The 25,174-nt window shown below is 62.8% G+C and carries 22 protein-coding genes; 6 read left to right on the top strand and 16 right to left on the bottom strand.

All coding sequences use genetic code 11. From position 1 onward, the window contains the following. Window positions 1-25 precede the first annotated feature (25 nt). From MPN20_RS09345 to MPN20_RS09325, 5 genes are read right to left on the bottom strand one after another with little or no spacing between them, the layout of a single operon-like run. Window positions 26-1,351: an MFS transporter gene (locus tag MPN20_RS09345; RefSeq protein ID WP_242781450.1), complete on the bottom strand. Its 1,326-nt coding sequence runs from the start codon at window positions 1,349-1,351 to the stop codon at window positions 26-28. After that, complete coding sequence (locus MPN20_RS09340) at window positions 1,348-2,682, bottom strand: MFS transporter (protein WP_242781448.1); 1,335 nt, start codon at window positions 2,680-2,682, stop codon at window positions 1,348-1,350. Before MPN20_RS09340 ends, MPN20_RS09345 begins: the two co-directional genes overlap by 4 nt. Before the next feature lie 36 nt (window positions 2,683-2,718). Next, the gene (gene dgoD, locus MPN20_RS09335; protein ID WP_278189786.1) at window positions 2,719-3,963 is read right to left on the bottom strand and encodes a galactonate dehydratase; all 1,245 of its coding nucleotides are present in this window, start codon (window positions 3,961-3,963) and stop codon (window positions 2,719-2,721) included. Beyond that, on the bottom strand, window positions 3,917-4,531 hold the full coding sequence (locus tag MPN20_RS09330) for a 2-dehydro-3-deoxy-6-phosphogalactonate aldolase (RefSeq protein WP_242781444.1): 615 nt from the start codon (window positions 4,529-4,531) through the stop codon (window positions 3,917-3,919). Before MPN20_RS09330 ends, dgoD begins: the two co-directional genes overlap by 47 nt. Then, the gene (locus tag MPN20_RS09325; RefSeq protein ID WP_242781442.1) at window positions 4,524-5,504 is read right to left on the bottom strand and encodes a 2-dehydro-3-deoxygalactonokinase; all 981 of its coding nucleotides are present in this window, start codon (window positions 5,502-5,504) and stop codon (window positions 4,524-4,526) included. The genes MPN20_RS09330 and MPN20_RS09325 overlap by 8 nt, the downstream gene beginning before the upstream one ends. 76 nt (window positions 5,505-5,580) lie before the next feature. Between MPN20_RS09325 and MPN20_RS09320 the strand changes: the two genes are divergently transcribed. Together MPN20_RS09320 and MPN20_RS09315 are read left to right on the top strand one after the other, a co-directional pair. After that, the gene (locus tag MPN20_RS09320) at window positions 5,581-6,357 is read left to right on the top strand and encodes an IclR family transcriptional regulator (RefSeq protein WP_242781440.1); all 777 of its coding nucleotides are present in this window, start codon (window positions 5,581-5,583) and stop codon (window positions 6,355-6,357) included. Window positions 6,358-6,494: 137 nt separating this feature from the next. Beyond that, the gene (locus MPN20_RS09315; RefSeq protein ID WP_242781438.1) at window positions 6,495-7,724 is read left to right on the top strand and encodes an MFS transporter; all 1,230 of its coding nucleotides are present in this window, start codon (window positions 6,495-6,497) and stop codon (window positions 7,722-7,724) included. Window positions 7,725-7,856: 132 nt separating this feature from the next. Here MPN20_RS09315 and MPN20_RS09310 read toward each other — a convergent pair whose 3' ends face one another. Next, window positions 7,857-8,768: a patatin family protein gene (locus tag MPN20_RS09310; protein WP_242781437.1), complete on the bottom strand. Its 912-nt coding sequence runs from the start codon at window positions 8,766-8,768 to the stop codon at window positions 7,857-7,859. Window positions 8,769-8,773: 5 nt separating this feature from the next. After that, a complete protein-coding gene (locus MPN20_RS09305; protein WP_242781436.1) occupies window positions 8,774-10,789 on the bottom strand; it encodes an AarF/UbiB family protein in 2,016 nt (671 codons plus the stop codon). 187 nt (window positions 10,790-10,976) lie between these two features. Between MPN20_RS09305 and MPN20_RS09300 the strand changes: the two genes are divergently transcribed. Further along, entirely contained in the window at window positions 10,977-11,207 is a 231-nt protein-coding gene (locus tag MPN20_RS09300; protein WP_242781435.1) for a hypothetical protein, read from the top strand. After that, a complete protein-coding gene (locus MPN20_RS09295; RefSeq protein WP_242781434.1) occupies window positions 11,204-11,623 on the top strand; it encodes a type II toxin-antitoxin system VapC family toxin in 420 nt (139 codons plus the stop codon). The genes MPN20_RS09300 and MPN20_RS09295 overlap by 4 nt, the downstream gene beginning before the upstream one ends. 99 nt (window positions 11,624-11,722) lie before the next feature. Here the strand turns inward: MPN20_RS09295 and dctP are convergent, their stop codons facing one another. The 4 genes from dctP to MPN20_RS09275 all read right to left on the bottom strand — a co-directional run bounded on the left by dctP (window position 11,723) and on the right by MPN20_RS09275 (window position 16,261). Then, window positions 11,723-13,006: a TRAP transporter substrate-binding protein DctP gene (gene dctP, locus MPN20_RS09290; RefSeq protein ID WP_242781433.1), complete on the bottom strand. Its 1,284-nt coding sequence runs from the start codon at window positions 13,004-13,006 to the stop codon at window positions 11,723-11,725. 140 nt (window positions 13,007-13,146) lie between these two features. Beyond that, window positions 13,147-14,706, bottom strand: a complete 1,560-nt coding sequence (locus tag MPN20_RS09285; RefSeq protein WP_242781432.1) for a TRAP transporter large permease — start codon at window positions 14,704-14,706, stop codon at window positions 13,147-13,149. Next, entirely contained in the window at window positions 14,703-15,287 is a 585-nt protein-coding gene (locus MPN20_RS09280) for a TRAP transporter small permease (RefSeq protein ID WP_242781431.1), read from the bottom strand. Before MPN20_RS09280 ends, MPN20_RS09285 begins: the two co-directional genes overlap by 4 nt. Continuing rightward, window positions 15,287-16,261: a LysR family transcriptional regulator gene (locus tag MPN20_RS09275; RefSeq protein ID WP_242781430.1), complete on the bottom strand. Its 975-nt coding sequence runs from the start codon at window positions 16,259-16,261 to the stop codon at window positions 15,287-15,289. The genes MPN20_RS09280 and MPN20_RS09275 overlap by 1 nt, the downstream gene beginning before the upstream one ends. Window positions 16,262-16,366: 105 nt before the next feature. On the opposite strand from MPN20_RS09275, the gene MPN20_RS09270 reads away from it, so the two are divergent. Continuing rightward, complete coding sequence (locus MPN20_RS09270) at window positions 16,367-17,080, top strand: amino acid racemase (protein ID WP_242781428.1); 714 nt, start codon at window positions 16,367-16,369, stop codon at window positions 17,078-17,080. 19 nt (window positions 17,081-17,099) lie between these two features. On the opposite strand, the gene MPN20_RS09265 is transcribed toward MPN20_RS09270, so the two are convergent. The 5 genes from MPN20_RS09265 to pheS all read right to left on the bottom strand — a co-directional run bounded on the left by MPN20_RS09265 (window position 17,100) and on the right by pheS (window position 23,251). Beyond that, a complete protein-coding gene (locus tag MPN20_RS09265; protein ID WP_242781426.1) occupies window positions 17,100-17,810 on the bottom strand; it encodes an MFS transporter in 711 nt (236 codons plus the stop codon). Further along, window positions 17,807-18,451 (bottom strand): MFS transporter, encoded by a 645-nt coding sequence (locus MPN20_RS09260; protein WP_242781424.1) that lies wholly within the window; start codon window positions 18,449-18,451, stop codon window positions 17,807-17,809. Before MPN20_RS09260 ends, MPN20_RS09265 begins: the two co-directional genes overlap by 4 nt. 163 nt (window positions 18,452-18,614) lie before the next feature. Further along, complete coding sequence (locus MPN20_RS09255) at window positions 18,615-19,496, bottom strand: SDR family oxidoreductase (protein WP_242781422.1); 882 nt, start codon at window positions 19,494-19,496, stop codon at window positions 18,615-18,617. Window positions 19,497-19,584: 88 nt separating this feature from the next. Next, the gene (gene pheT, locus MPN20_RS09250; protein WP_242781421.1) at window positions 19,585-22,206 is read right to left on the bottom strand and encodes a phenylalanine--tRNA ligase subunit beta; all 2,622 of its coding nucleotides are present in this window, start codon (window positions 22,204-22,206) and stop codon (window positions 19,585-19,587) included. 1 nt (window position 22,207) lies between these two features. Beyond that, window positions 22,208-23,251 carry a phenylalanine--tRNA ligase subunit alpha gene (pheS, locus tag MPN20_RS09245; protein ID WP_242781420.1) on the bottom strand — a complete coding sequence of 348 codons (1,044 nt, stop codon included), beginning with the start codon at window positions 23,249-23,251 and terminating at the stop codon, window positions 22,208-22,210. A 263-nt stretch (window positions 23,252-23,514) separates the two neighbouring features. Between pheS and MPN20_RS09240 the strand changes: the two genes are divergently transcribed. Beyond that, a complete protein-coding gene (locus tag MPN20_RS09240; RefSeq protein WP_242781419.1) occupies window positions 23,515-25,146 on the top strand; it encodes an acetolactate synthase large subunit in 1,632 nt (543 codons plus the stop codon). The last annotated feature ends 28 nt before the right edge of the window (window positions 25,147-25,174 follow it).

The following is a 25,174-nucleotide window of genomic DNA, read 5'->3' as shown; positions in this document are numbered from 1 at the left end:
TGGCACCAACTGTATTTCGCTAGAGTCACACGACTGTCAATTTTCCTCGCTCCTCCACCCGCTCAACCCGTCCAACCAGGAACACGTAAGAGAGCACACCCACGATGGTGATCGCAGCCATGTAAACGAATGCTGGCGCGAAGTCGATGTCGGTGACGAGGAGGCCGATGACGATCGGTGTGGCGATCGAGGAGAGGTTACCGATGAAGTTGAACATGCCTCCGGTCAGGCCAAGTAGCCGCTCCGGAGCCAACGCGGACACCAGCGACCAGGTGATCGAGGCGAACCCGTTGCCGAAGAATGCGATCGACATGAACACGATGACCAGCGCAGTCGAATCCGTGTAGTTCGCGCCGAGCATGAACACTGTCAGCGCCAGGCCTATGATGATCGGCAGCTTGCGGGCAGTGCCCAGCGTCAGCCCCTTCTTGACCATGAGGTCCGAGACCCACCCGGAAAGCAGTACGCCGACCAGGGCGGCGATGAACGGCAGGGACGCCATGAAGCCTGATTCGATATAGTCCATTCCGCGGTAATCAACGAGGTAGGTCGGGAACCAGGTGAGGAAGAACCACAGGGTCGAGGTCAGACAGAACTGGCCGAGGTAGATGCCCCACAGCTTGCGCCTGGAGAGCACCACCTTGACGTCGGACCACTTGAGCTTCGGCTTAGTCTCCTTCGTCGCACCGGATTCAATATCGACCAGTCCCCCACCGGAGGCGATGAGTTCAATCTCGGCCTGGTTGACTCCCGACTTGTCACGCGGCTCGCGATAGACGAACCACCAGATCGACGCCCAGATGATGCCGACGACACCGGTGAGGATGAACACCCAGTGCCATGTGAGCACGGTCTGCAGCCAAGACAGCACGGGGGTGAGCAGCGCCAGGCCAATGAATTGCCCCGAGGTGTAGAAGGCGATGACCCGTCCACGCTCACGCTCCGGGAACCATGCCGTGGCCACCTTATTGTTGATCGGGTATGCCGGAGCTTCGAACCCGCCAACCAAGAGCCGGAGGATGATGAGAGCGACGAACCCACCGGACATACCCATGAACAGTGTGGCCAGGGACCACAGCACGAGGCACGAGGCATAGAGCACCCGCGGCCTCACCCGGTCGACGAGCCACCCGCCGGGCAGCTGCATCGCGGCATAGGTCCACCCGAATGCAGAGAGCAGAAGTCCCTGCTGCCCTGTGGTGAGATCGAATTCCTGGGACAACGCCGGCATCGCGATGGACAGGTTGGCCCGGTCCATGTAGTTGATGACGACGGTGATGAAGAGCAGGAGTGCGATGATGTAGCGCATCCGTGTCGGCCGCGTGGCCGTGTGCTCAGCGAGTTTCGTCATGAGCTGGTGTCTCCGATCTCTGTGGCGGCGCTGTCGACCCGAATCGGGGCACGCAGCAGAAGCAGATAAGCGATCCCCGCGATCACCGCAACAACGGCGCCGACGATGAATGGAATGAGGTAGGAGCCCGTTGTCGTGACCAGCACCCCGGTGAGCCAGGGCGAGAGCGAGCCGGCGAAGTAACCGCCGAAGTTCTGGATGGACCCCAACGATGCGACACGACTTCCGGTCACGACATCAGCGGGAATCGACCAGCCCACGGCACTCAGTGCTCCGCAGAAGAACAGCGCCATGCTCATCGCCGCCAGCTGCAAAGCGAAGTGGCCGGTGGTGACTCCGACGAGAATCGAACAGATGGCGAGCGCCCCACCGTAGACTGCGGCGATCCGCCGTTTGCAGGCAAGAGGCGCCAGATGAGACCGCATCCTCGAGTACTTCGTGGTGAACCATCCGCCGAGGATTCCGCCGATGCCGCCGACTGCGAACGGGATCGCTGTGTACCACCCAAGCGCCTCGTCAGCGACGGAATAGATGTCGCCCAGCATCAGTGGGAGGAACGTCACGAAGATGTTGAGGGTCCACACCACGGCGACGAATCCCAGCACCATCGCCCAGGTCTGTGGCTTGGTGAAGAGTCGCAGCCAGGGGATGTGGCCTGTTGGAGCGTTGTTGTCTTCTTCTCTCGCCCGGATGTGTTCGAGTTCAGCCGCTGAGACCCTACGGTCGTGTTCCGGGGATCGATAGAAGACCCAGAACCCGATCGCCACGATGATGCCGAGCACGCCGAGGATGACGAACATGGCACGCCACCCGAACCCGAGGATGAGGAAGGTGAGAATCGGTGGTGCCACTGCCGGGCCCCATTTGCTTCCCGAGTCGTAGACTCCGACTGCCGCTCCACGTTCCCTTGGCGGGAACCCTTCGGAGACGATCTTCGCCGAGGTGGGTGAGACCGGTGCTTCAAAGACGCCGAGCAGGACGCGTGCGATCATGAAGTGCCATAGGTGGTGGCCGAATGCCATGACTGAGGTCGCCAGCGACCAGAAGCCCAGTGCGATGACGTAAACCGGTTTCACACCAAGGCGATCAGTCAGCCATCCGCCGGGCAGCTGGAAGAACGCGTACGTCAGGGAAAACGCCGTGCCCAGCAGCCCGATGTCGGCAGCGGTCAACCCCAGTTCGTCGATCATATGCGGGGCTGCGATCGACAGCGACGATCGATCCATGTAGTTGATCATCATCGCTGCCAGCAGCCAACCGAGGATCCACCACCGGGCTCGCCCCGGCGAGGCAACACGACGTTGCCTTTTCACTGCAGTCTGTGAGTTCATCCTTGAACGTCCTTCTCTCTTACCGAATCCGCCTGCTCACCATTCCGCGAAGGAGCCGTCGCTGTGACGCCAGATGGGGTTGCGCCAGCGGTGTCCTTCAGCGGCACGTTCGATGACGTACTCCTCATTGACCTCAATGCCCAGCCCAGGCCCGGACGGGATGTCGATCATGCCGTCTTCGTAGTTGAAGACCGTGGGGTCGGTGACATAGTCGAGCAGGTCGTTGCTCGTGTTGTAGTGGATGCCCAGGCTCTGTTCCTGGATGAACGCGTTGTAGCTGCCGGCATCGACCTGCAGGCAGGAGGCGAGCGCGATCGGGCCCAGAGGGCAGTGCAGCGCGAGCGCGACATCGTAGGCTTCGGCCATCATCGCGATCTTGCGCGTCTCTGTGATGCCGCCTGCGTGGGAGACGTCGGGCTGGATGATGTCGACGGCACCGGAGGCGATCACCTCGCGGAAGTCCCAGCGGGAGAACAGTCGCTCCCCCAGTGCTATCGGTGTCGGGGTGTTGGCCATGACGTCACGCAGCGAGCCGAAGTGTTCGGAGAGCACAGGTTCTTCGATGAAGAGGAGTCGGTAGGGTTCGAGTTCCTTGATGAGGACCTTTGCCATCGGCTTGTGCACGCGTCCATGGAAGTCGATGCCGATGCCGAAATCGTCGCCGGTGGCCTCACGTACCGCCTGCACGTTCTCGATAACCTGGTCGACCTTTGTATAGGAGTCGATGAACTGCAGCTCCTCGGTCGCATTCATCTTCACGGCGGTGAACCCGCGGTTCTTCGTCTCCAGTGCTGCCGCAGCTGTGTCGCCGGGACGGTCTCCGCCGATCCATGAGTACGTGCGGATCCGATCCCGGACCTTCCCGCCAAGCAACTGGTGCACCGGCTGTCCGAGTGCCTTGCCCTTGATGTCCCAAAGCGCCTGGTCAATGCCTGAGATGGCACTCATGAGGATCGGTCCACCGCGGTAGAAGCCACCGCGGTACATGATCGTCCACAGGTCCTCGATGTTTGCGGGATCCTTGCCGATGAGCAAATCAGAGAGTTCATCGACCGCGGCTGCCACTGTTGCGGCCCTGCCCTCGATGATCGGCTCGCCCCAGCCGACGATGCCTTCATCCGTTTCGATCTTGAGGAACAGCCACCGAGGCGCCACGGTGTACGTCGTCATCGACGTGATCTTCATTGTTCTGGCCTTTCGTCTGGTGTACGTCGTTCGCGTGTCGTTGTTGGGTTCAGTGGGCCTGGGCCCACGCCGAGGCGATGGCCTGTGCCCGGTCATGCACGTCTTCGGGGCGGTCGCCTCGGCGATAGAGCGAGGAACCGAGGCCCAGGCCGGCAGCACCGGCGTTGCGCCATTCGGCAGCGTTGTCGGCTCCCACTCCCCCGACAGGGAAGAGTTCGGTGCCGGCAGGAAGAACTTCTCTCCAAGCCTTGAGTCCGCTGATTCCGACTGCCGAGGATGGGAAGAGTTTGACCTTGGTGGCTCCTACCTTGATGGCAGCGAATGCCTCGGTCGGGGTCGCGGCTCCCGGGTACGGGGTGAGCCCCATCCCGAGCGCGGTCTGGATGACTTCGGTATCGGTATCGGGTGCGACGATGATGCGGGCACCGGCTCGCTTGCAGTCGCGGACCTGCCGGGCGGTCAGCACAGTGCCGGCGCCGATCTCCACCTCGTTCCCGAATCGACCGACCAACGCGGCGATCGAGGCCAAGGGGTCCGGTGAGTTGAGCGGGACTTCGATGGCGGAGAAGCCAGCAGCGACGATGCCCTCGGCGATGTCGAGGACCTCGTCAGAGCGGACCCCGCGGAGGATGGCGATGAGGCCGGTGGGGACGGTGTCAGTCATTGATGTTCTCCTTGGTCGGCACGAGGCCGGATTGTTCGGCGATGCGGAAGAGTCCGGTGGCCGCAGCCCGAGGGTCCGCACCGGCTGTCTGTCTCCCTTGTCGGCGGAGGGCACGTGAGTATCGCATCGTCAGGTCCGCGGTTCCACAGACGATGACGGGAGCAGAAGGGTCGGCTGTTGTCCTGAGCTGGCTGGCCACCTCGGCACCGATGAGCATTCCCGAAAGGTAGTCGTTGACTTCCTCGGCGCGCAATCGTCCATCGAGGGCCCAGGTACGAGCGGAGAAGATCGAGGAGGTGAGCGCGGCAGGGTCGTCCGCCCCGACGCTCAGTCCCCAATCGAAGACGGCGGGGTGGAAGTCATCGGTGGGTTCGGCCAGACGGCCGAGGATCGACGACGTGGACAGCAGACCGAACATCTCTCCGCTCATCGAGGTGGAGAAGTCAGTCACGTGCTGTCCCTGGCAGCTGACCCATTTGGTGTGCGTTCCGGGAAGGATCACCGTGGTCGCTTCGACCTGCTCTGCATCGAGGAGACCGAGCAGTTGGGTCTCCTCTCCGCGGATGACATCGGGGGCAGTCGCTTCGGTGGGTGTCTTCTGCAGTCCGGGGACGATGTGGAGATCACCGATGGTCAGTTCGACCGACGTCAGGTGCCTGCCCACGACGCTCAGGTCGGTGGGCAGGTCGAGGTATCCCGCTTCGGCGACTCCCTGAGTCGAACCGATCATTCCACACGCCAGGATCGGGAGGGGGCCATTCTCGCTGAGCCAGTCACCAACCGCGGCCTGCGCGATTCGGGAGAAATCGCCTCGGAGGTCGTCGGTATCTGGGCCGACGGCCATGATTCCGTCTGATCCGTTGCGTTCAGCGAGGACCGTCCCGTCGTTGCCGATGAGGAAGGCTCGAAGCGAGCTCGTCCCCCAGTCGAGGCCGATCATCTGCGGGGCCTCGGATGTTGCCAGTTTTGCCATAAGTGCCACTATGGGCAGGTGTTCCATAATACGCCACTGCTGTCCCTATATGTGGGATCAATGTCATACTGTTGTGATGAGTGAGGACGCCGATACCACTGCGAGCAATGCCATCCCCCAGGGCACTCAGACGTTGGCCAGAGGTCTGCAGATCGTCAGTGCCGTCGCCCATGGGTCCACCACGTTGAAGTCCGTCGTCGACGCCACGGGAATCGGTCGATCGAGTGCACATAGGATGATCCAGCTGCTGGTGCACATGGGCTATTTGAGGCATGGTTCACCGGGCAAGTTTCGGCTGGGTTCTACTCTCATCGAGTTCGGCTTCACTGCACTCAACCAGGATCCGCTGCCGGTGGTCGCCCGGGAGAGCCTTGATGCTCTTGCGGAGCGGACCCAGGACACGATTCATCTCTCGGTCGAGGATGGTGAGTCGGTGCTCTACCTCCACAAGATCCCCGGGACCCGCGGTGCTGAGATGCGCTCACGCATCGGCCACAGGATGCCGATGACGCGCACGGGTGTGGGGAAGGCACTGCTGCTGGGTCAGGAAGACCGGTGGGAACGGATGTTCACAGCCGAGAATCCGGGTGCAGACGCCTCGGCGGTGGAGGCGTTCGTTAAACGAATGCACGGGTACACACGCGATGGGGCATCTCTCGACCTGGAGGAGAACGAACCGGGGATCCGGTGTGTGGCGGCTCCTGTTCGAGATGGCAGCGGGGACATTGTCGCCGGCATCTCACTGTCGGCCACGCGACCTTACATGCCGAAGGAACGGATGCAGGCGCTGGTGCCGGTGATGAAGTCTGCGGCGCGGGAGATCTCGGTGAAGCTGGGGTACCGGCAGGGGTAGGAGCAGAGCTGGCCCAGCGCCAACGATTTCTGATCCGGCGGGTAGTGTGTGAGCACTTTCTGAATCAGGCCCGAATGCACTGCTGATTGCTGAGCGAGGTTCTCACCTGAGGTTTTGACAGCAGATAGGCTGTTTGAATGTCACTCGGTCGAGGTTTCTTCGTGCTCTGGAGTGCGAACGCGCTGTCAAATTTGGCCGATGGTCTTGCCTTTGTATCAATGCCACTGCTGGCAGCGTCCATGACCAATGACCCCCGCCTCGTCGCTGGCCTGGCTACTCTCTATGCGCTTGTTCGACTCGTAGTTGCTCTGCCGATCGGAGTCTGGGTCGACCGGATCGATAGGCGCACGCTTATCGTAGTGGCAAATATTCTGCGCGGCATCGCATTGGTGGGACTTGCGCTGACCATCCAGTTCGGGCTTTCTTCACTGGTGTTTCTCTACTCAACGATGGCCATTGTCGCGACATTCGAGAGTCTGGCCGACAATGCGGCCGTCGCCGTTCTCCCCTCGCTCGTCAAAAAGAACCGCTTGGATTCTGCGAATGCGCGGATTTCAGCGGCCCAGCTGATCGCCGACGAGTTCGCCGGCCCGCCGTTGGGCGGAATGCTATTCGCGCTAGCGGCGTCAATACCAGTCTTCGCAATGGGCGGGCTTTGGGCCCTTGCCGGAGTCGTCGCTCTCGCTCTGCCCATCCGCCGTAACGAAGACTCGCCTGACATCGGAATCGACTCCCGACAATCGGTCTTCGCTGAGGCACGCGAGGGCATCGTCTGGCTCAAACGCCACCGAGTCGTCGGCAGCCTGGCACTCATCGGAGCGCTGGCGAGCGTCGGCTACATGCTGCCATTCTCAATCCTCGTGCTATTTGCTCAGGACAATCTTGGCCTGAACGGCAGCGGCTACGGGCTATTGCTCGCCTTCTCCGCCCTCGGAGGACTGCTCGGTTCGTTCCTCGCCCCTCGGCTTCGAAATCGCTTTGGGTACAGGTCGACGATCGCAGCCAGTCTCGGCCTGGGGGCGGTGACTCTCGGCGGTCTTGCCTTCACAACAGACCCGATCATCGCCGGTGTCCTTTTGGCGCTGTATATTCTGCATGCAGTCGTCTGGAACATCTGTTCGCTCTCGCTGCGGCAACGACTCGTCCCGGACAACCTACTCGGACGCGTCAGCGCTGCCGCCCGCGATCTTGGACTATTGGGCCTAGCTATCGGCTCTGCACTCGGAGGAATCCTGGGCACAGTCGATCTGGCGCTGCCAGTGGCCCTAGGCGGTGTGCTGTTCCTTGGCTGCTGCTTCGCTGCCATGGTCACGCTTCGCGGTGAGTTGGTCCCCGATGATCAACGTCCAATTGTGTCCCGCGACTGAGCTCCTTTTCCAACGAAGGGGCGCTCATCGAACTCAGCGAACACCTCGGCGCCCGGCTTGTCCCCTTGGAGTTCCAGCTAATACCCCCGACTACGGAACTGAGAGAATCCCGCCCCTCTCACACAGACCGCATCACACTGTTTCTGCCCCGAGAAACTCACGCATCGCAGGCAGCTCACGACGTGACTGGGAGAGCCCCAAACGATGAGCCGCGGCGAGGCGGCGCAGGTCGCGGGTACCGTTTTCGACCGGCATGCGCTCCGGGGCGAAAACATGGGCCTTGCCTTCCGCCTCGAGGGCGAAGATGCGTTCACGCGTCTCGTTGTATCGCGCCCATCGGGTCAACAGCGCCTCCCCCAGCGCCGGATACCGACGGAACATGCTGCGGTAGACCGCGGGGAAACGCTGCGGCACCTTCCGGTACGAGCGCTCCTGAGTGAGCACGATGACGAACTTCTCGAAGCCCTCACGCTGGGCCTGGCTCAGAGCGATTCCACCGTCTTCGCCCATCGCACCGTCGACATAGACATGACCGTCAAGATGGACTGGCGGCATGAGGGCAGGCATCGTCGAGGACGCACGAACGCGAATCATCAGGTCTTCGATGTGCGGAGTGTCTTTTCGCGACCACACGACCTCGTCACCGGATACCGCATCGAACGCGATGATCCTCATGTCCCCAGTACTTGATTGGAACGACTCCCAGTCAAACGGCAGCGCCTCCTCAGGCCCGCCCGCCTTCTGGTAGATGTATTCCGCGTTGAACATGCCCTGTCCACGAGCGAAGTAGCGCAGACCGCCAAACTGTTCGTCCGCGGCGAAGTCGACGAACGATCGGCGAGCTCGACGGGCGTCACCGGAAAGATAGTTCACCGTGTTCGACGCCCCGGCGCTGATGCCTGCGACCCAGTCGAAATCCAGCCCGGCGTCGAGCAGTGTGACGACCATTCCACTTGTCAACGACGCCCGCATGCCGCCGCCTTCGAAGATGAGGGCTGTGTCGCTGATCCGCGTCGTGCTCGTCGTACCCGTCGTTTCGATCATCTGTCCTACCCGAGCCCTTCCCACATCATCCGCTGGCGCAGAGCCGGGGCCAGCACCAGGGCGGCGATGACACTGCCTACCAGCAGCACCCACGCTCCGAAATACGTGAAGAGCTTGAGTTCAGGCGCCAGGGCCGGGCCGAAGTCCGCGGCCATGAGGATGACGCCGCCGAGGATGAGCGCCGTGGACACGATCACCTGAATGAACTGTTCGACCGTGGATTTCAGAAGGTTTTTGATCATCGAAATGTTCAGCCCACTCGTACCGACATCAAGCGTGCCGTCCTGCAGGTGCCCGGCGATCCGTGACAGCTGCCCGGGCAGCTCCGCCAGCTGCGGAGCCACCGCCGCACCGTAGAGGGCCATCTCGTGACGATCCACGCCCAATCCCCCGACCTCGCGCAGCAGGCTCCGCCCATTCTGCGTCACCAGGGTGAGCAGATTGAGCTCGGGATTGAGCTTCGTGATCGACCCTTCCAGCGTGCTGATCGCACGGAAAGCCGTCGCCACCGAGGCAGGCATCGGGAACCCGAAATCGACGACGAAATCGATGAGCTCCCCGAACAGCGCCGCGGAGGTGGACCCTGGACGCCCATCCCCATACTTCAGCAGAATCTGTCCGATCTCGCGCTGCAGCTCACGCAGATTCACATCGCTGGGAGTCCCGAGGAGATCAAGGATCGCCGCAGTCGCTGCCTGCGAGTTCTGAGAGTCGAAGGCCATGAGCAGCAGAGCAATCGCTCGGCGGTCGCGTTTGTCGATGCGCCCGACAGCACCGAAGTCGACGAGCCCTGCCCGCCCCGCCGGAGAGATCACGATATTGCCCGGGTGAAGATCCGCGTGGAAGATCCCCTTCCCCAGCACCTGCCTGACGACCATGAGGAACAGGTCCTGAGCGATCTCGTCCCGAGCCAGAGCCGACAGCCTCTCCACCACCTCGGTGGCATGCGAGAGGGGAACGCCCTCGATGAGGTCCATGACGATGACGAACTCACCGGAGTACTCCTTGTACACGCGCGGGATGCGCACTTTCGCATCCTCCCCCGAGGCGGAACGTCCGGTTTCGTCGGCCAAGCGCAGAGCCTCGATGTGGGACAGCTCGCCCCGGTAGTCGAGTTCGCCCTGCAGAGAGTCGACGAAGCTGTGCGCCAGCTTGCCGATGCCGACCTTGCCCGCCCATTCGGTCGTGCGCTCGAGCCGCTCGGCCAGGGACAGGACGATGTCGCAATCGGCGCGCACCTGCTTGCGGATCTTCGGGCGCTGGACCTTCACGGCGACGACACGACCGTCCCAGGTCACCGCACGGTGGACTTGTGCCACCGACGCGGCTGCGAAGGGAACCTCATCGAACTGTTCGAACACCTCGGCGACGGGCTTGCCCCACTGCGTCTCAAGCTGATCCCTGACCTCGCTGAACGGGACCGGAGGGACACCGGCTTGGAGAGTGGAGAACTCTTCGACGAATTCGTGCGGGATCATATCGCCGCGGGTCGCGATGAACTGGCCTAACTTGATGAAGGTGACGCCGGCGGAGGCAAGAGCATCACGGGTCGTTGACGCGATCTCGCGCAGGGACACGCGCAGGGTCGGGATCCGCGGTTTGAGGTAGCGGGAGAGGCCGAACTTGATGAGGATTTTCTGGATCTGGGCCAGCCGGTTGAAACGCCGGTACCAGGTGGGGATCTTCGGAGCCGAACGCAAAAGCGAGGTCAGCGAGCCGGTCGGCATGACGAGTTCGACAGCGAGCAGCACAAACATCTGGATGACGATGAACCAGGCGAAGAGGAGCAGGAAGATCATGATTGCCGGAAAGCTCATATCCAGGGTCGGATAGCTCCCGCCCTCGGCGACACCGAGGAGCCTGTAGGCCTGCAGGGTGATCGGCCAGATCGAGAGTCCCATGACCAGGGAGACGACGATATTGCGAGCGGCTCCGGTTCCGGTGAACATCATCCGCCGCACGAGGAAGCCGACGATGACCGCATTGATGAGGCCCAAACCGATGGAATAGAGGATCGTCACCCGTCAGCCCTTCTGTCGTTCGATCAGATGCGCGCTCCGGCTAAGTCGGTGTGCCGACTCAGTTGCGCGCCGTCACCAGCCTAGTTGATCAGACACGTGTGAGATTGAGAATTCGCAGTGCATCGAGGAGGTGGGCTTCCTCAATAGCCGCAAGCGAGATATCATTGGAGCGATATCAAGGGAGGTCATGATGGAACAGATCCTCATTCGAAACTTGCCTGAAGGAACGAAGGCAATCCTGCGCAAACGGGCTGCCGAGCATGACTCAAGCATTGAGGCAGAAGCTCGCGCGATACTCGCTGCGGGACTTGCAGTCGACAAACCCACGCTCGTCGATCTGATCTCCATGAGCGGCGATATCGACGTCGACTTTGAGCCACAACGACTCAACCTGCAGGCACGTACGCCTGAGCTATGAACTTCCTGCTGGACACAAACACGGTCTCTGCACTTCGCATTCGCGGTCGTAACCCCGAAGTCGAGAAGTGGTCCAATTCGGTGCCTCTCAACGCACAGTTCATTTCTGCGCCAAGTGTTGCCGAAATCGAACGCGGAGTGCTGGCGAAGGAGCGCCAGGACTCGCGCCAAGGTCTGGTTCTCCGTGGGTGGTTCGAAGAGCAACTGCTCCCCGGGTTTGCTGGCCGCATTCTGGCTTTCGATCTTTCAACCGCGCGCGTCTTGGGGTCGTTTCGAGTTCCTGAGCACGCGCCACTCGACGACGCACTCATCGCGTCCATCGCGGTGGCCAATAGTATGACGGTCGCTACCCGCAATACGAAACATTTCGAACCCCTTGGTGGCGTTCGGCTGATCAACCCGTGGAACGATCATTGATAGTTCGCTCCTGAGGGCTCTCATGCACAGGCCTCTTTACGGCCGATCAGATCGACATAGGGAGCCTCGGCGGGCGTTCCACCTCGGTCCCAGCCGCACTCACTCCGGCCGGTGCTCGGCCATGACCTTCTCGAAGAGCTGCGTACCGAGCTCGTCGTAGTTCGCGCCCTCTGGGTACCACTGATCGAGGTCAGCGAAGTCGCCCTTGTCCTCATAACCGAGCTCGGTCACGCTCTTCTGCCAGTCTGTCCCCGCGGTCTTCAACGTCGACGGCGCATCGGGAACGCCTGCCTTCTTCGCCGTCTTATCGGAGAGCATCTTGGCATATGTGGCCATCTGTTTCTGCACGTCGTCGTCGAAGGGCTCGACCGATCCGTCGTTGGCCTTCGCTTCTTTCACTGCCTTCGCCTTGGCACCGATGACGACCTCCATCATGGTGGAGAACGTCGTGGACATCGAGTCGAAGATGACCTGCTGGTAGGCCACCGGCAGCTCGGAGTACTTCTTTCCGGCAGTGACCGCACCGGCAGAGCGGGCGATTCCGGCGTCGGCGGCGACTCCGATATGGGGAGCAACCTCGAACGTTCCGGCCTCGACGTTCGGTGCAAGCTGACCGAGATCGCAGTCGACGGTCCCCCGCTGCAGCGCCTCGTACGTCTCCGGGAACGACAGTGACACCGGGGTGGCCCCGAGATCCGTCACCTGTTTGCCGGCAGCGGCCGAACCGACGCGGATCTGTTTGCCCTTCCAATCCTCGGCGGAGCCCATCGGCTTCGAGCACATCGTCGAATACCCACCGGCGGCGAGCATCGGGATGAGCGGAACGAGCTTCTTGTCCCCGAACTCGGCCAGCACCTCGGGCGTCTCCCAGGCTGCTTGGACACCGGCCGCATTCGCCGCCAAGTCACTGGCCACCGGTGACGACGGCAGCGTCGACATCGCCGTACCGAGCGCATCGAAAGCCGGGTATTCCGCCGGGGTGTAAGACGGCAGAGTGAAGGCGAGGTCGACTCGCCCGTCAGCCAGAGCATCATCGACGTCGGCGTAGCTGGCGATGGCCTGGCCCCACACGATGTCGACGGTGATCTTCCCGCCCGAACGTTCCTCGATTGCCTTCTTCACATCAAGCCCGTTGGGCGCGAGGATCGACTTCTCCGACATCGACGACGGCTGGAACTTCAGGGTCACCGGGTCGAGGTCAGCCAGCGCCTTGTCGATCTCATCCTGCGAGGCGTCGTAGGCGAACCCTGCACCGGCGGAGGCCTTCGAATCCGAGCTCGAATCGCCCCCGACCGATCCGGCACACCCGGCCAAGAGCGCCAGCGAGGCGAACATTGCTGCGACCTGCGTGGGGCGGATTGCCGCCGTCGGGATGCGTTTCATGGGACTCCTTTGAACGGCGGCTGTGAGTTCCCTTCGATCATAGGTCTGAATGAGTCCACCCCCACCATGACTCCCCTCACACCGTGCGGAAGCCACTCATCGGCACGGGCGATTGCCTGGTGGGGCCACCTCGGCGAGGCTCAGCCCGACAGTCCCCCGCTGGTGGTCTCGATGAGATCGGGCAGCCATTCGGTCATGCCGGGCACGGCGATCATAAGGACGAGGAAGACCACGACGACGGGCAGGAACCACAACAGCGAGATGAAGATGTCGCGCAGTGTGATGGTGTGCCCGAGGTTGACGTCCTTGGCCTTGACGATGCTGTGGACGATGTAGGGGATGATGCCGACCGGTGGGGTGACCATGCCGAACTCGCCGAGCAAGACGACGAAGACCCCGAACCACAGCGGGCTGACTCCCATCGTCTCCAGCGTCGGCAGGAGGATCGGGATGGTCAGCAGCATCATGGACATGGTGTCGAAGAACATGCCCATGATGATGTAGAGGACGATAAGCACGAGCAGGAAACCCACCGTTGACAGGCCCAGGCCGGTAATGAATCCGGTGAGGATGGGAGCAAGCCCGGTGATGGCCAGCAGGCTGGTCAACATCGTCGCGCCGATCATGATGAAGAAGATCGCCGAGGTGGCCGACACCGTTGCTATGGCCGAGTCCGCGACATTGCGCCACGGATGGTCCTTGCGCTTTTCCCACAGGCACAGCAGAACCGAGCAGAGTGCTGCGGCGGCTCCCGCCTCGGTGGGGGTGAAGATGCCGGAGAACATTCCGCCGAAGAGCACGATGAGGATGATGAGGAAACCCCAGATGCCAGCGAGGGAGCTGAAGCGGTCACCCCAGCTTGTCGTAGGGCGGGTGGGGGCTGGGCTTTGGCCGCGGCCGACGAGTTTCGGGGCGATGATGCCGAGGACAAGGATGAAGGCGGCGAAGCAGACAGCGAGCAGAATGCCGGGCAGGGCACCGGCCATGAGGGCCGGACCAACGGGCACCGAGGCGATTCCGGCGTAGATGACCATGAGGATCGAGGGTGGGATGAGGTTGCCCGTCATGCCCGCGACCATGATGGTCCCGACGGCCATGCGTTTGTCGTAGCCGGCCCTGAGCATCTCGGGGATGCCGGCTCGGCCGAGGGCGTAGGTCATCCCGATGGTCGAACCCGTCACTGCGGAGAGTCCGGCTCCGGCGAAGGTCGTACCGATCCCGATGCCGCCGGGCAGCCAGGAAAACCAGCGGTCGGCGACCCGGTAGACCTTGCCGGAGAGCCCTGATTGAGTGAGGAGCATGCCCATGAAGATGAACATCGGCAGCACGCTCAGCGTCCAGTCCGAGACGGCGCTGAACGGTGCCGTCGAGAGGATGTTCATGGTCGCAGGGATGCCGCTGACTGCGTAGACGCCGATGATCGAGGGCACGGATAAGGCGATGGCCACGGGCACGGAGAGGAACAGAAGGACGAGCATCATGGCGATGCACCAGGCACCCCCGACGGCGGCCGAGGGGCTGGTGAACAGGCCGATGAGGCAGACGGCGACGACACCGAAGCCGATGGTCAGCGCCAGGTAGCCGGGGCGTTTCCGGCGCGCCCCGGAAGGAAAGAGGGAGGCGCTGGTGGTGGTGTCGTTGGCGGGTGAGGCGGCATCCGGGGGCAGGGCCGCGGAGGAGTTGCCGGTATTGGAGATCACTGGTCGTGTCCGTCTGCGACTGTCCTGGAGGTAGTATCTCCGGACTTCTCAGCCGTCGGCCCATCGATGGCGAGGTTGACGTCGGGCTCGCCGGTCATGCGGTCGGCCGCACCGGAACGGGCGATGACGACGGCGTCGAGCACGTAGAGCACGGCCAGCAGCACGAAGACGATGGGGACGAGGAAGTACACCGGCCAGGTGATGATGTCGGAGACGTCGGCGGTCTGGCCGATCGCCATGTTCGCAAGTGCCTTCATGAGACCGAACCAGGCGAAGGCGATCGAGACCAGTGCGCCGAGGATGCAGGCGAAGACTGTGAACACCGAGGCGGTGGCTGGGCGTGCCCGCTCGGTGAGCATGGTGACGGTGATGTGTTCCTTCTGGAGTTGGGCGGCGGGGATGCCCAGGAGTGCCACGATCGGCAGGTACCAGTATTCGACAATCTCGTTGGTGCCATAGATCGGGGCGTCGAGGAGCGAACGTGCGAGTGCGTGGGTGACGATGTGGACCATCATGACGATGACCGCCGCGGCAGTCACCATGGTCAGGTACTTGTTGAGGACTTTCGTGAATGTCAGCATCACCGTTCACCTGCGCCTGTGACTTCGACTTCGACTTCGACTTCGACCGAGCGAAGAGCGTCTAACAGATCCTCGACTTCTGGTGCCGATCGCAGTCCATCCGGGATCATCGCGGTGACTCTGCGTGCCCCTGCCTCGTCGAGGGCGATCTGGTCGATGCCGGCCACTTGGGAGTAGCGGCGGGCGCTGCGCGGAAGGAGTGCGACGCCCAGTCCGTTGGAGACCAGCGACTGGATTGCGCCCGGGTTGTCCGTGATGTGACGTGTGCGTGGTTCGAAACCGGCACGTCGGCAGAGGCGCTCGGTGGTGGAGCGGCAACGCACACAGCCCATGATCCACGGCAGGTCTGCGACATCGCTGAGGTGGGTGATCTGTCCAGCACGGTTCCACCGTTCGGGCACCAAAAGGTCAAGATGGTCGGTGCCGAGGTCGACCGTGTCGTGAGCAGGCAGCCGCGGTGCCTCCTCATCTTCGTGATGGAACAGGAACGCCACGTCGATCTCACCTGCCTCCAGCAGAGCCATGGCTTCGGGCGGTTCTGCCTCGGCAACCTCGTAGGAGTGGTGTTGGACGGATTCGCTGCCCATGCCGGAGGCTGATGCGAGACTTCCCAAGGCTGCCGCCAAGGGACCGACGACGAAACTGGGGAATCCGGCCAGTCGGACATTGCGTCCGCCGAGGCCGAATGCTCTGGCCAGGTCCCCTCGCAGACCTGTCACCGAGGTGGCTATGTCGTTCGCGCGGATGCGTGTGAGTTGGCCAGCGGTGGTGAGGACGATACCGCGAGAGGTGCGTTCGAAGAGTTTGACGCCGAGGTCTTTCTCAAGCGCGTTCATGTGTTGGGACAGTGCTGGCTGTGACCAGCCGAGTTCGCGGGCAGCTGCTCCGATACTGCCGGCCTCGGCGATCGCGCCGAAGATCAGCAGACGTTTCGGTTCGCCGACGTCGAGCGCCTGCTCAAACACATTTGCCATAAGTCCAGGTTATGTCATGGCAGAGGCAGCTGGGCCTACCGGGAATCCTGGGTTCGGACGAGACTGGAGGTCGGTGATTGATTCATGAGGATGAGGAGATGGACTATGCGCAGGATCGGCCTGTTGGGTGGAATGAGCTGGCACTCGAGCATCGAGTACTACACGAAGATCAACATGGCTGTGTCCACGCGACTCGGCGGGCATCACTCTGCGCAGATCCTTCTCGATTCCACGGACTTCGCGGACATTCGTGACCTTCAGATTACCGAGGATTGGGCGGGTGCCGATGCGTCGCTGTCGTCGACAGCGCAGCTGCTCGTCGATGGTGGCGCCGAGGCTGTCGCGATCGCGACGAACCTCATGCACAAGTGCGCACCTGCGATTGAGGCATCCGTCGATGTCCCGCTCATTCACATCGTCGATTCGATTGCCTCCGTCGCCAAAGGTGCAGGGCACACAACGCTGGCGGTCCTCGGTACGAGGGCGACCATGTGCGACGGCTTCTACACCGAGCGGCTCGAGGCGCAGGGCATCGCGACTCTCGTCTCCGACGAAGAGACCTGCCTCGAGGTCGACCAGATCATCTTCGACGAACTCACTCAGGGGGTGTTCACCGATGCCTCGCGTGCCCGCTATATCCAGATCATGAACGATCTCAAGGCCCGAGGCGCAGATGCGGTGGCGCTCTCGTGCACGGAGATCGGTCTGCTGGTCCCGCCGGAGACCGCTCCCCTGCCCGCGATTGATTCGGTTGATGCGCATGTGGCTGCGATTGTGGAGTGGATGATGGCCGAGGAATCAGTTTCGGCGGGGGTCTGAGATTCGGCACCCTCCAGCGTCAGCGACCAGTGGCCTCTCTGTCATATGTCTCATCATCGGTGATATCGCTGCGTGATCGATCAGCCAGTAGCTTCAGCGCGATGAGCGTGATCACAGCCGAGATGAGGATGTAGACCGATACGGCATAGCCGGTGCCGAACTGGTGGATGAGCCAGGTGGCGATGAGTGCCGTAGGTCCGCCTGCGATGATCGATGAGAGCTGGTAGCCAAGTCCGGCCCCGGTGTACCGGAGGTTCGTCGGGAAGCTCTCGGCGATGATTGAGGCCTGCGGGCCGTACTGCATAGCGTGGGGAATGAGTCCCAGGCACAGAGCGGCGAACGCCAGCCAGGAGATGCCACTGTCCAGCAGAGCGAAGTAGATGAAGCCCCAGACTCCCATGATCGCGGCACCCCAGGCATAGATTTTCTTCCGCCCGATCGTGTCGGAGAGATGCCCGAACAGCGGGACCAGCACCAATTCGATAGCAGCGGCGATCAATGTGCCGATGAGGACGAAGTTATAGCTGAAGTTGTGGCCCGGCTCCCCTGAGGTCATATACGACAGGACGAACGCAGTGACCACGTAGAACGGCATCTGTTCTGACATCCGCAGCAGCGCCGAGAGTGTGATCTCTTTCGGGAAGCGCCGCAGCACCTGCAGCAGCGGAGCCGTGCTCGTGTCCTTGGACTTGACCACCTTCGTGAACATCGGGGTCTCGAGGATCTTCAACCGAATGTAGAGACCGATACCCCCAGAACAAGGCTGAGGAGGAACGGAACGCGGAATCCCCAGGAAATGAACGCTTCCTTGCCGAAGATCGCGTTGAACATCGCCATCAGCCCGGTTGAGAGGATGAGGCCGATCGCCACACCCAGCTGCGGCCAGCTGCCCATAAGTCCACGGCGCTTCTGATCGCCCCACTCCATCGAGAGAAGGACAGAACCGCTCCACTCGCCGCCGACGGCGATGCCCTGGAGCACGCGCAGAATAATGAGGATGATTGGAGCTGCGTCACCCCATGACGCGGACCCCGGCAAGAGACCGATCAGTGCCGTGGAAATGCCCATCATCAGCAGAGTGACGATGAGCATAGTCTTCCGGCCGATACGATCACCCCAGTGGCCGAAGATTGCTGCGCCCACAGGCCTGGCCAAGAAACCGACGAAGTAAGTGGCGAAAGCGGCGAGCGTGCCGATGTACGGAGAGACGCCGGGGAAGAACAGGTGTGGGAAGACCAGTGCGGCTGCTGTGCCGTAGAGGAAGTAGTCATACCATTCGATCGTTGTGCCGATGGTGCTGGCCACTGCGGCCCGTCGAACCTGTGTCCTATGTTCAGTTTCAGCCGGTGTGAGATTGTGTGATGCAGTCATGTCGACACGCTTAGTCACGGGAACAATCTGACTTTTTCAATCTACTGCGGCCGCAGTGACTTTGACCCACCGCTCAGAGTTCTCGCAGAGAGTTCTCTGTCAGGTCTCTGAGCGGTCGTTCGATCATCGCAGTCGTGTCTACCGCTGAATCTCGGCGAGGTACTCAGCCGAGCACGAGACGGCGTGCCGACTTCTCCAACCCGGCACCAACCTCGGCGATCAAGGACTCTTCGTCGTCGGCCCCTGCGCGCACATACCTTCCGGTGAACGCATCGAGTGATCCCGAGGCCAACGCCAGCGCCAGGTCGGTGACCTGGGACGGCGTCGTCCAATCGCCCTCGCCACGGAAGTCGTGGACAGGCATGGACTTCGTCATCTCTGTCTCCACGACGCCAGGCGCCATTTCGAAGATCCGCAGCCCCAACTCATGACCGAAGTGCACGACCGAGTCGGCGATGCGGAACAGTGAGGCCTTCGACGCCGAATACACGGCGTAGGCAGGCGTCCCCTGCGCACCCGAGCCGGAGTTGAGGTCGATGATGCGGCTGGGACGACCGGTCACCTCGGCGTTGGTGATGAGAACGGGCGCGAACGCATTGACCATGAGCGCGACCCCGAGGACGTTGGCGTCGACGACACCCTTGATGCTCTCCGGGTCTGCCTCCCACAGCGGGCCCTCGGTCGACTCGATGCGGCCGGCATTGTTGACCAGCACCTGGAGCCGTCGGCCACTCTCAGATTCGAGCGCTGCGACCGCAATGCGCAACGCCGACACCGAGTCGATGTCATCGGCGCGCATCTCCAACCCGGTGACCGCTCCCCCGGTGGCGTCGACGATCTCTGCCGCCGCTGCCTCAGCCTTCGACGCCGAGGTGGCCGTGACGACCACGTGGTAGCCGGCGTTCGCGAATGCCTCGGAGAGATAGCGGCCGATGCCGCGCGCTCCCCCGGTGATGACGGCAATGGACTCGGCCGGTACAGCGGTCGCTTCGCCAGGCGCCGAATCAGTGGGCAGGTTGGTCCCGTAGGGCAGTTTCTCGGTCATGGTCAGACTCCTCTGATGTTCGGTTCGGATGTGACAGGACCCGGCCGGGAAACCGAAGCAACCGACCGGGCCCTCATGCGTTTAATCCTCAGCTGCGGACTTCGGCGCCGTGGCGCTCAGCCGCCAGCTGCGTCGCAGCCTCACGCATCGCCGAGGCGTCACCGGCCTTGAGCGTACGATCCGGTGCCCGGAACGTCAGGCGGAAGGCCAGCGACTTCTTGCCCTCGGGCAGTTGGTCGCCGGTGTAGAGGTCGAAAGTCTCGAGCAGCTCGAGTTCCTCCCCTGCACCTTCGCGCAGAGTCGCGGCCAGCGTCTGAGTCGGCAGATCCGCATCGACGATAAGTGCGACGTCCTGACGCGAGACCGGGTAGGTCGACAGTGCGCCGTCCCAGGTGCGCAGATCGTCCTGGGCCAACAGGGCATCGAAGTCGATTTCGAAGGCCACTGTCCGAGCCGGCAGGCCGAGGTTCTCGCACACCTTCGGGTGGAGCTCACCCGCGTGTCCGAGTTCCTGACCGTCGGCGAGGACGAACCTCGCGGCCCGTCCCGGGTGCCAGGGTGCGATCTGGTCGGCTTCGACGCTGACGTCGATGCCGTTGACCGCAGCGATGCGCCGCACCGTGTCGATGACGTCCGTGGCTTCGGCCTTCCGACCCTTGCCCCAGACGCCGGCAAGTTCGGCATTGCCGGTGATGATGCCCGCGTAGTGGTAGGGCTGGGCCGGAACGGAGGCGTAGATGTCCTCGAGCTCCGCATCGCTCGGGTGGTAGCCGGGCAGATGCCGTGGCCCGGGACCGGCAGGCAGACCCGCCGAGGTGGAGACGAGGCCGGCTTCGAACAGCGCGATGTCCTTGGCTCCGCGGCCGAGGTTGCGCACGACGAGGTCGACGAGCGTCGACAGCAGATTCGTGCGCATCAGCGGCAGATCTTCGGACATCGGATTCGCCAGCCGAATGTGGCTGCGGCGCGCATCGCCTGCATCGAGGCGCAGCTGATCGTCGCGTTTGTCGGACGTGAACGGGTAGGACAGCACCTCGGTGAAACCGTCGGCGGCCAGCAGGTTCGAGACCCGACGGCGCGTGCGCTGCGCCTCGGTGAGTCCGTTGCCTGCACGGGCCGCGGGCTGGATCGAGGGGATCCGGTCATATCCGCCGGTGCGAGCCACTTCCTCGATGAGGTCGACGTCATCGGTGATGTCCGTGCGCCAGCTGGGGACGGTGACCGAGAGCGTCACATTCGAATCAGCATTGCCCGAGGCGGCGGTGTCGGAGCCTGCGGTGACTGCGGCGCCGACACCTTCGAGGAGCTCGGTGATCTCAGAGACCGAGTAGTCCACACCGACGAGCGAGCCGACTCGCTCGACAGGAAGCTCGATGACGGTGGGCTCCGGAGCCTGACCGACCTGAGTGGTCGCCGGGCTCAGCGTTCCCCCGGCGAGCTCGACGAGCAGATCGGCACAGCGGCGTGCTGCCACTGGGCCAAGTTTCGGGTCGACTCCGCGTTCGAAGCGACGCGAGGCCTCGGAGGACAGTTTGTGCCTCCGTGCGGTGCGGGCGATCGAGATCGGGTCGAAGTGTGCGGACTCGATGACGACGTCGGTGGTCTCATCGTTGACTTCGACCGCGGCTCCGCCCATGACACCGGCGAGGCCGATGATCTTGCCGCCCCGGCCACTCGCAGCATCTGAACTATTACGGTCGGTGATGAGGAGGTCTTCGGGATCGAGTTTCCGTTCCACATCGTCGAGCGTTGTGAACTTCTCCCCCGCCTGCGCCCGGCGCACGACGATCTGATCGCCCAGCAGCGAGGTGTCGTAGGCGTGGAGGGGCTGGCCGAGTTCGAGCATGACGTAGTTCGTGACATCAACGATCAGGCTGATGGGGCGCATGCCTGCGGCGATGAGGCGACGCTGCATCCAGAACGGGGTCTGTGCACTCGTGTCCAGGCCGGTCACCTGGACGGCGGTGAACTGGTCGCAGCCGACGTTGCCGTCGATGGGGTTGGAGTCCTCGATCACGACAGGGAAGCCGTCAGCGGTGGGGGCGTTCACCTCGGCGATGGACGGGCTTCCGATGTCGGTGAAGGACTGGCCCTTCATCTGCGCGTACTCGCGGGCGATGCCGCGCATCGACAGCTGGTAGCCGCGATCGGGGGTGACGTTGACGTCGAGGGTGACCTGGTCGAGTCCGAGAAGGGCAATCGCATCGTCACCGGGTTCACCGCTCAGGCCGAGGTTCTTCAACACGATGATGCCATCGTGGTCCTCACCCAGGCCGAGTTCCTTGGCCGAGCAGATCATGCCATCGGACTTGTGTCCGTAGGTTTTGCGGGCAGCGATCTGGAAATCACCGGGCAGGACGGCTCCGGGCAGGCAGGCGACAATGAGGTCGCCGACGACGAAGTTGTGGGCACCGCAGATGATGCCGCGGCTGGGTCGTTCCTCGCCGGGCTGCGGGTCCTTCGGGTCATCGGCATCTTCATTGTGCTCGGGTCCGACGTCGACGCGGCACCAGTTGACGGTCTTACCGTTCGAGTGCTCTTCCTTGACGAGTTCAAGGACACGGCCGACGACGAGGGGGCCGGTGATCTCGGGGCCGAAGAAGTCCTCTTCCTCGAGTCCGATCGACGCAAACTCAGCGGCCAGGGCATGGGGATCCGTATCGGCCGGGAGATCGACGTAGTCGGCCAGCCAGTTCAGTGGGACGCGCATATCAAGCCTTCATTCCGAAACGAGCCGAGAAGCGCACATCGCCCTCGACCATGTCATGCATATCGTTGATTCCTTCGCGCAGCATCAGGGTGCGCTCGATGCCCATGCCGAAAGCGAAGCCCTGGTAGACATCGGGGTCGATGCCCGCTGCTTTGAGCACATTGGGGTGGACCATGCCGCAGCCGCCCCATTCGATCCAGCCGGGGCCGCCGACCTTCTTCGGGAACCAGAAGTCCATTTCCGCGCTCGGTTCGGTGAACGGGAAGAAGCTGGGGCGCAGGCGGGTCTTCGACTCCGGGCCGAACATTTCGCGGGCGAAGCCGTCGAGGGTGCCCTGCAGGTTGGCCATGGTCAGGCCCTTGTCGATGGCGATGCCTTCGATCTGGTGGAAGACCGGGGTATGGGTGGCATCGAGTTCATCGGTGCGGAAGGTCTTGCCCGGGCACACGACGTAGAGCGGGACACCCCGCTGCAGGAGGGAGCGCGACTGGACCGGTGAGGTGTGGGTGCGCAGGACGAGCCCAGCATCGGCAGGGTCGACGAAGAACGTGTCCTGCATCTGCCGGGCTGGATGGTCGGGCCCGAAGTTCAGCGCATCGAAGTTCAGCCATTCGGATTCGATCTCGGGGCCTTCGGCGACCTCCCAGCCGAGGCCGATGAAGTAGTCGGAAGCCTGTTCCTGGATGAGGGACAGCGGATGGCGAGCGCCGAGGCGGTTCCGGTCGGTGGGCAGAGTGACGTCGATGGACTCTTCGATGAGAACGGCTGCGTCGCGCTCGGCCTCGAGCTCGGCCTGACGGGCGTCGAGGGCCTTCTTGACCTGGCCGCGGGACTTGCCGACGATCTTGCCGGCGGCAGCCTTATCGGCCTTGTCGAGACCGCCGATGGCCCGGTTGGCCAGAGCCAACGGGGACTTGTCGCCGGTGTGGTCGATCTTCGCTGTCTTGAGATCGTCGAGAGTGTGTGCGTCCGCGAATGCGCTCAAGGCCGCGTCAACGGCCGCCTTCACGGCCGACTCGTCCAGAGGGTCGAGCTGGTCAGTCATCAAAGTCCTTCGTATGCCGGGTATGCCTGCATTGGTGCCGTACTTCTACCGCGCACAAGTCTATCGCCTGAGAAAGAACCCCTGACCACCCGTCCGGAAGATGTCCTGGGTCGGTCACGATCATCATGTCCACGTCCGGCCGTGGCCCACCGACACCGAGGTGGAGCGACCGCCACCGAGGTGATGCGACCGCGCCCCCGCCCGTGCCCCGAGGTGTGACCTGGGCCATCGAGCTGAGGCAGTGAAAGATGTAGTGTCGAAGCATGACGACTCAGCGAGCTTCCGATGTCATGGTCAAAGCCCTCGAGAACGAAGGGGTTGAGCGCATCTTCGGCATTCCGGGCGAAGAGAACCTCGACTTCATCGATTCGCTGCGCGAATCCTCCATCGATCTGATCCTCACCCGCCACGAGCAGGCGGCCGCATTCATGGCCGCGACCTACGGACGGCTGACCGGCAGACCGGGAGTGTGTCTGACCACGCTCGGGCCCGGTGCGCTCAACCTCGCGACAGGAGCAGCCTATGCCCACCTCGGCGGCATGCCGGTGATCATGATCACCGGGCAGAAGGGGATCCGCACAGCGCAGCAGGCACGCTTCCAGATCGTCAATACGGTCGCCACGATGCGGCCGCTGACGAAGGCCAGCCAGCAGATCACCTCGGCGAGGATGATTCCGACGATGATTCGGGAGGCCTTCCGGATTGCTCAGTCCGAACGGCCGGGGCCGGTTCATCTCGAGTTGCCGGAGGACATCGCCGCGATGCCCGTTGAGCAGTGCGACCTCGTTCGCCCGCACGCCGCCGCACGGGCGATCGCCAGCGACGACGCTGTCGATGCCGCCGCCGAGGTGATCCGCGGGGCCCAGCGCCCGTTGCTTATGCTCGGTGCAGATGCATCCCGATCGGATTGCAGCGCGGCCCTGTCGCGGTTCGTCTCCCGGGTGGGCATCCCCTACTTCACAACGCAGATGGGGAAGGGGTCCGTGTCCGGATCGTCCCATCTCTACTTGGGCACAGCGGCGCTGACCAGCCGCGACTACGTCCACGATGCGATCGAAAAAGCCGATGTCATCGTCACCATCGGACACGACACGACCGAGAAGCCGCCGTTCACCATGGGCGAGGACGGCCCCACCGTCGTCCATGTCGGCTATCGGGCCGCTGTGGTCGAACAGGTGTACTTCCCGCAGGTCGAAACCGTCGGCGACCTGGGACCGAGCCTCGACAAACTCGCAGTGGAGCTTGTCGGACACGTGCGCAACGCGGGAGCACTGCTGCCGATGCGCGAAGGAATCCTGGACAAGGTCGCTGAAGGTTCGACCGATGAGCGGTTCATCCCGCAGCGCATCGTCGCCGAGGTCCGCAAGGTCATGCCGGTCGACGGCATCGTGGCTCTCGACAACGGCATGTACAAGATCTGGTTCGCCCGCAACTACCGCACGACCAGGGCGAACACACTGCTGCTCGACAACGCTTTGGCCACGATGGGTGCCGGACTCCCCTCGGCCATGGCCGCCAAACTGACCTACCCGGAACGCCGCGTCATGGCAGTCTGCGGCGACGGTGGGTTCATGATGAACAGCCAGGAGATGGAGACCGCTGTGCGGCTGGGCCTCGACCTCGTCGTGCTCGTTCTCGAAGACAGCTCCTACGGCATGATCCGCTGGAAGCAGGCCGTCGATGGCATGCCGGACTACGGTCTGACCTTCGGCAACCCCGACTTCGTTGCCTACGCCGAGTCATATGGAGCGTCCGGATATCGGCTCGAGAGCACCGACGAGATGAACGAGGTCCTCGAATCGGCATTCACTGCCGGCGGAGTCCACCTGATCATCGTGCCGGTCGACTACTCGGAGAACAAGCGGGTGCTCATCGACGAACTCGGCGAGCGGTGAGGCTTTAGCTTCGCACTGATCAAATTGA

It is taken from the genome of Brevibacterium sp. ZH18, from assembly GCF_022748595.1.
GTDB lineage: Bacteria > Actinomycetota > Actinomycetes > Actinomycetales > Brevibacteriaceae > Brevibacterium.
This window is presented reverse-complemented; position numbering and strand designations above follow the sequence as displayed.

Coding starts and splice junctions, on each gene's coding strand:
- MPN20_RS09325 (WP_242781442.1), bottom strand. CDS start 5,504: ATGGCAAAACTGGCAACATCCGAGGCCCCGCAGATGATCGGCCTCGAC.
- MPN20_RS09270 (WP_242781428.1), top strand. CDS start 16,367: ATGCGCAGGATCGGCCTGTTGGGTGGAATGAGCTGGCACTCGAGCATC.
- dgoD (WP_278189786.1), bottom strand. CDS start 3,963: ATGACCGGGCACAGGCCATCGCCTCGGCGTGGGCCCAGGCCCACTGAA.
- MPN20_RS09295 (WP_242781434.1), top strand. CDS start 11,204: ATGAACTTCCTGCTGGACACAAACACGGTCTCTGCACTTCGCATTCGC.
- MPN20_RS09240 (WP_242781419.1), top strand. CDS start 23,515: ATGACGACTCAGCGAGCTTCCGATGTCATGGTCAAAGCCCTCGAGAAC.
- MPN20_RS09320 (WP_242781440.1), top strand. CDS start 5,581: ATGAGTGAGGACGCCGATACCACTGCGAGCAATGCCATCCCCCAGGGC.
- pheT (WP_242781421.1), bottom strand. CDS start 22,206: ATGCGCGTCCCACTGAACTGGCTGGCCGACTACGTCGATCTCCCGGCC.
- MPN20_RS09345 (WP_242781450.1), bottom strand. CDS start 1,351: ATGACGAAACTCGCTGAGCACACGGCCACGCGGCCGACACGGATGCGC.
- MPN20_RS09300 (WP_242781435.1), top strand. CDS start 10,977: ATGATGGAACAGATCCTCATTCGAAACTTGCCTGAAGGAACGAAGGCA.
- MPN20_RS09260 (WP_242781424.1), bottom strand. CDS start 18,451: ATGACTGCATCACACAATCTCACACCGGCTGAAACTGAACATAGGACA.
- dctP (WP_242781433.1), bottom strand. CDS start 13,006: ATGAAACGCATCCCGACGGCGGCAATCCGCCCCACGCAGGTCGCAGCA.
- MPN20_RS09310 (WP_242781437.1), bottom strand. CDS start 8,768: ATGATCGAAACGACGGGTACGACGAGCACGACGCGGATCAGCGACACA.
- MPN20_RS09255 (WP_242781422.1), bottom strand. CDS start 19,496: ATGACCGAGAAACTGCCCTACGGGACCAACCTGCCCACTGATTCGGCG.
- MPN20_RS09315 (WP_242781438.1), top strand. CDS start 6,495: ATGTCACTCGGTCGAGGTTTCTTCGTGCTCTGGAGTGCGAACGCGCTG.
- pheS (WP_242781420.1), bottom strand. CDS start 23,251: ATGACTGACCAGCTCGACCCTCTGGACGAGTCGGCCGTGAAGGCGGCC.
- MPN20_RS09340 (WP_242781448.1), bottom strand. CDS start 2,682: ATGAACTCACAGACTGCAGTGAAAAGGCAACGTCGTGTTGCCTCGCCG.
- MPN20_RS09280 (WP_242781431.1), bottom strand. CDS start 15,287: ATGCTGACATTCACGAAAGTCCTCAACAAGTACCTGACCATGGTGACT.
- MPN20_RS09330 (WP_242781444.1), bottom strand. CDS start 4,531: ATGACTGACACCGTCCCCACCGGCCTCATCGCCATCCTCCGCGGGGTC.
- MPN20_RS09275 (WP_242781430.1), bottom strand. CDS start 16,261: ATGGCAAATGTGTTTGAGCAGGCGCTCGACGTCGGCGAACCGAAACGT.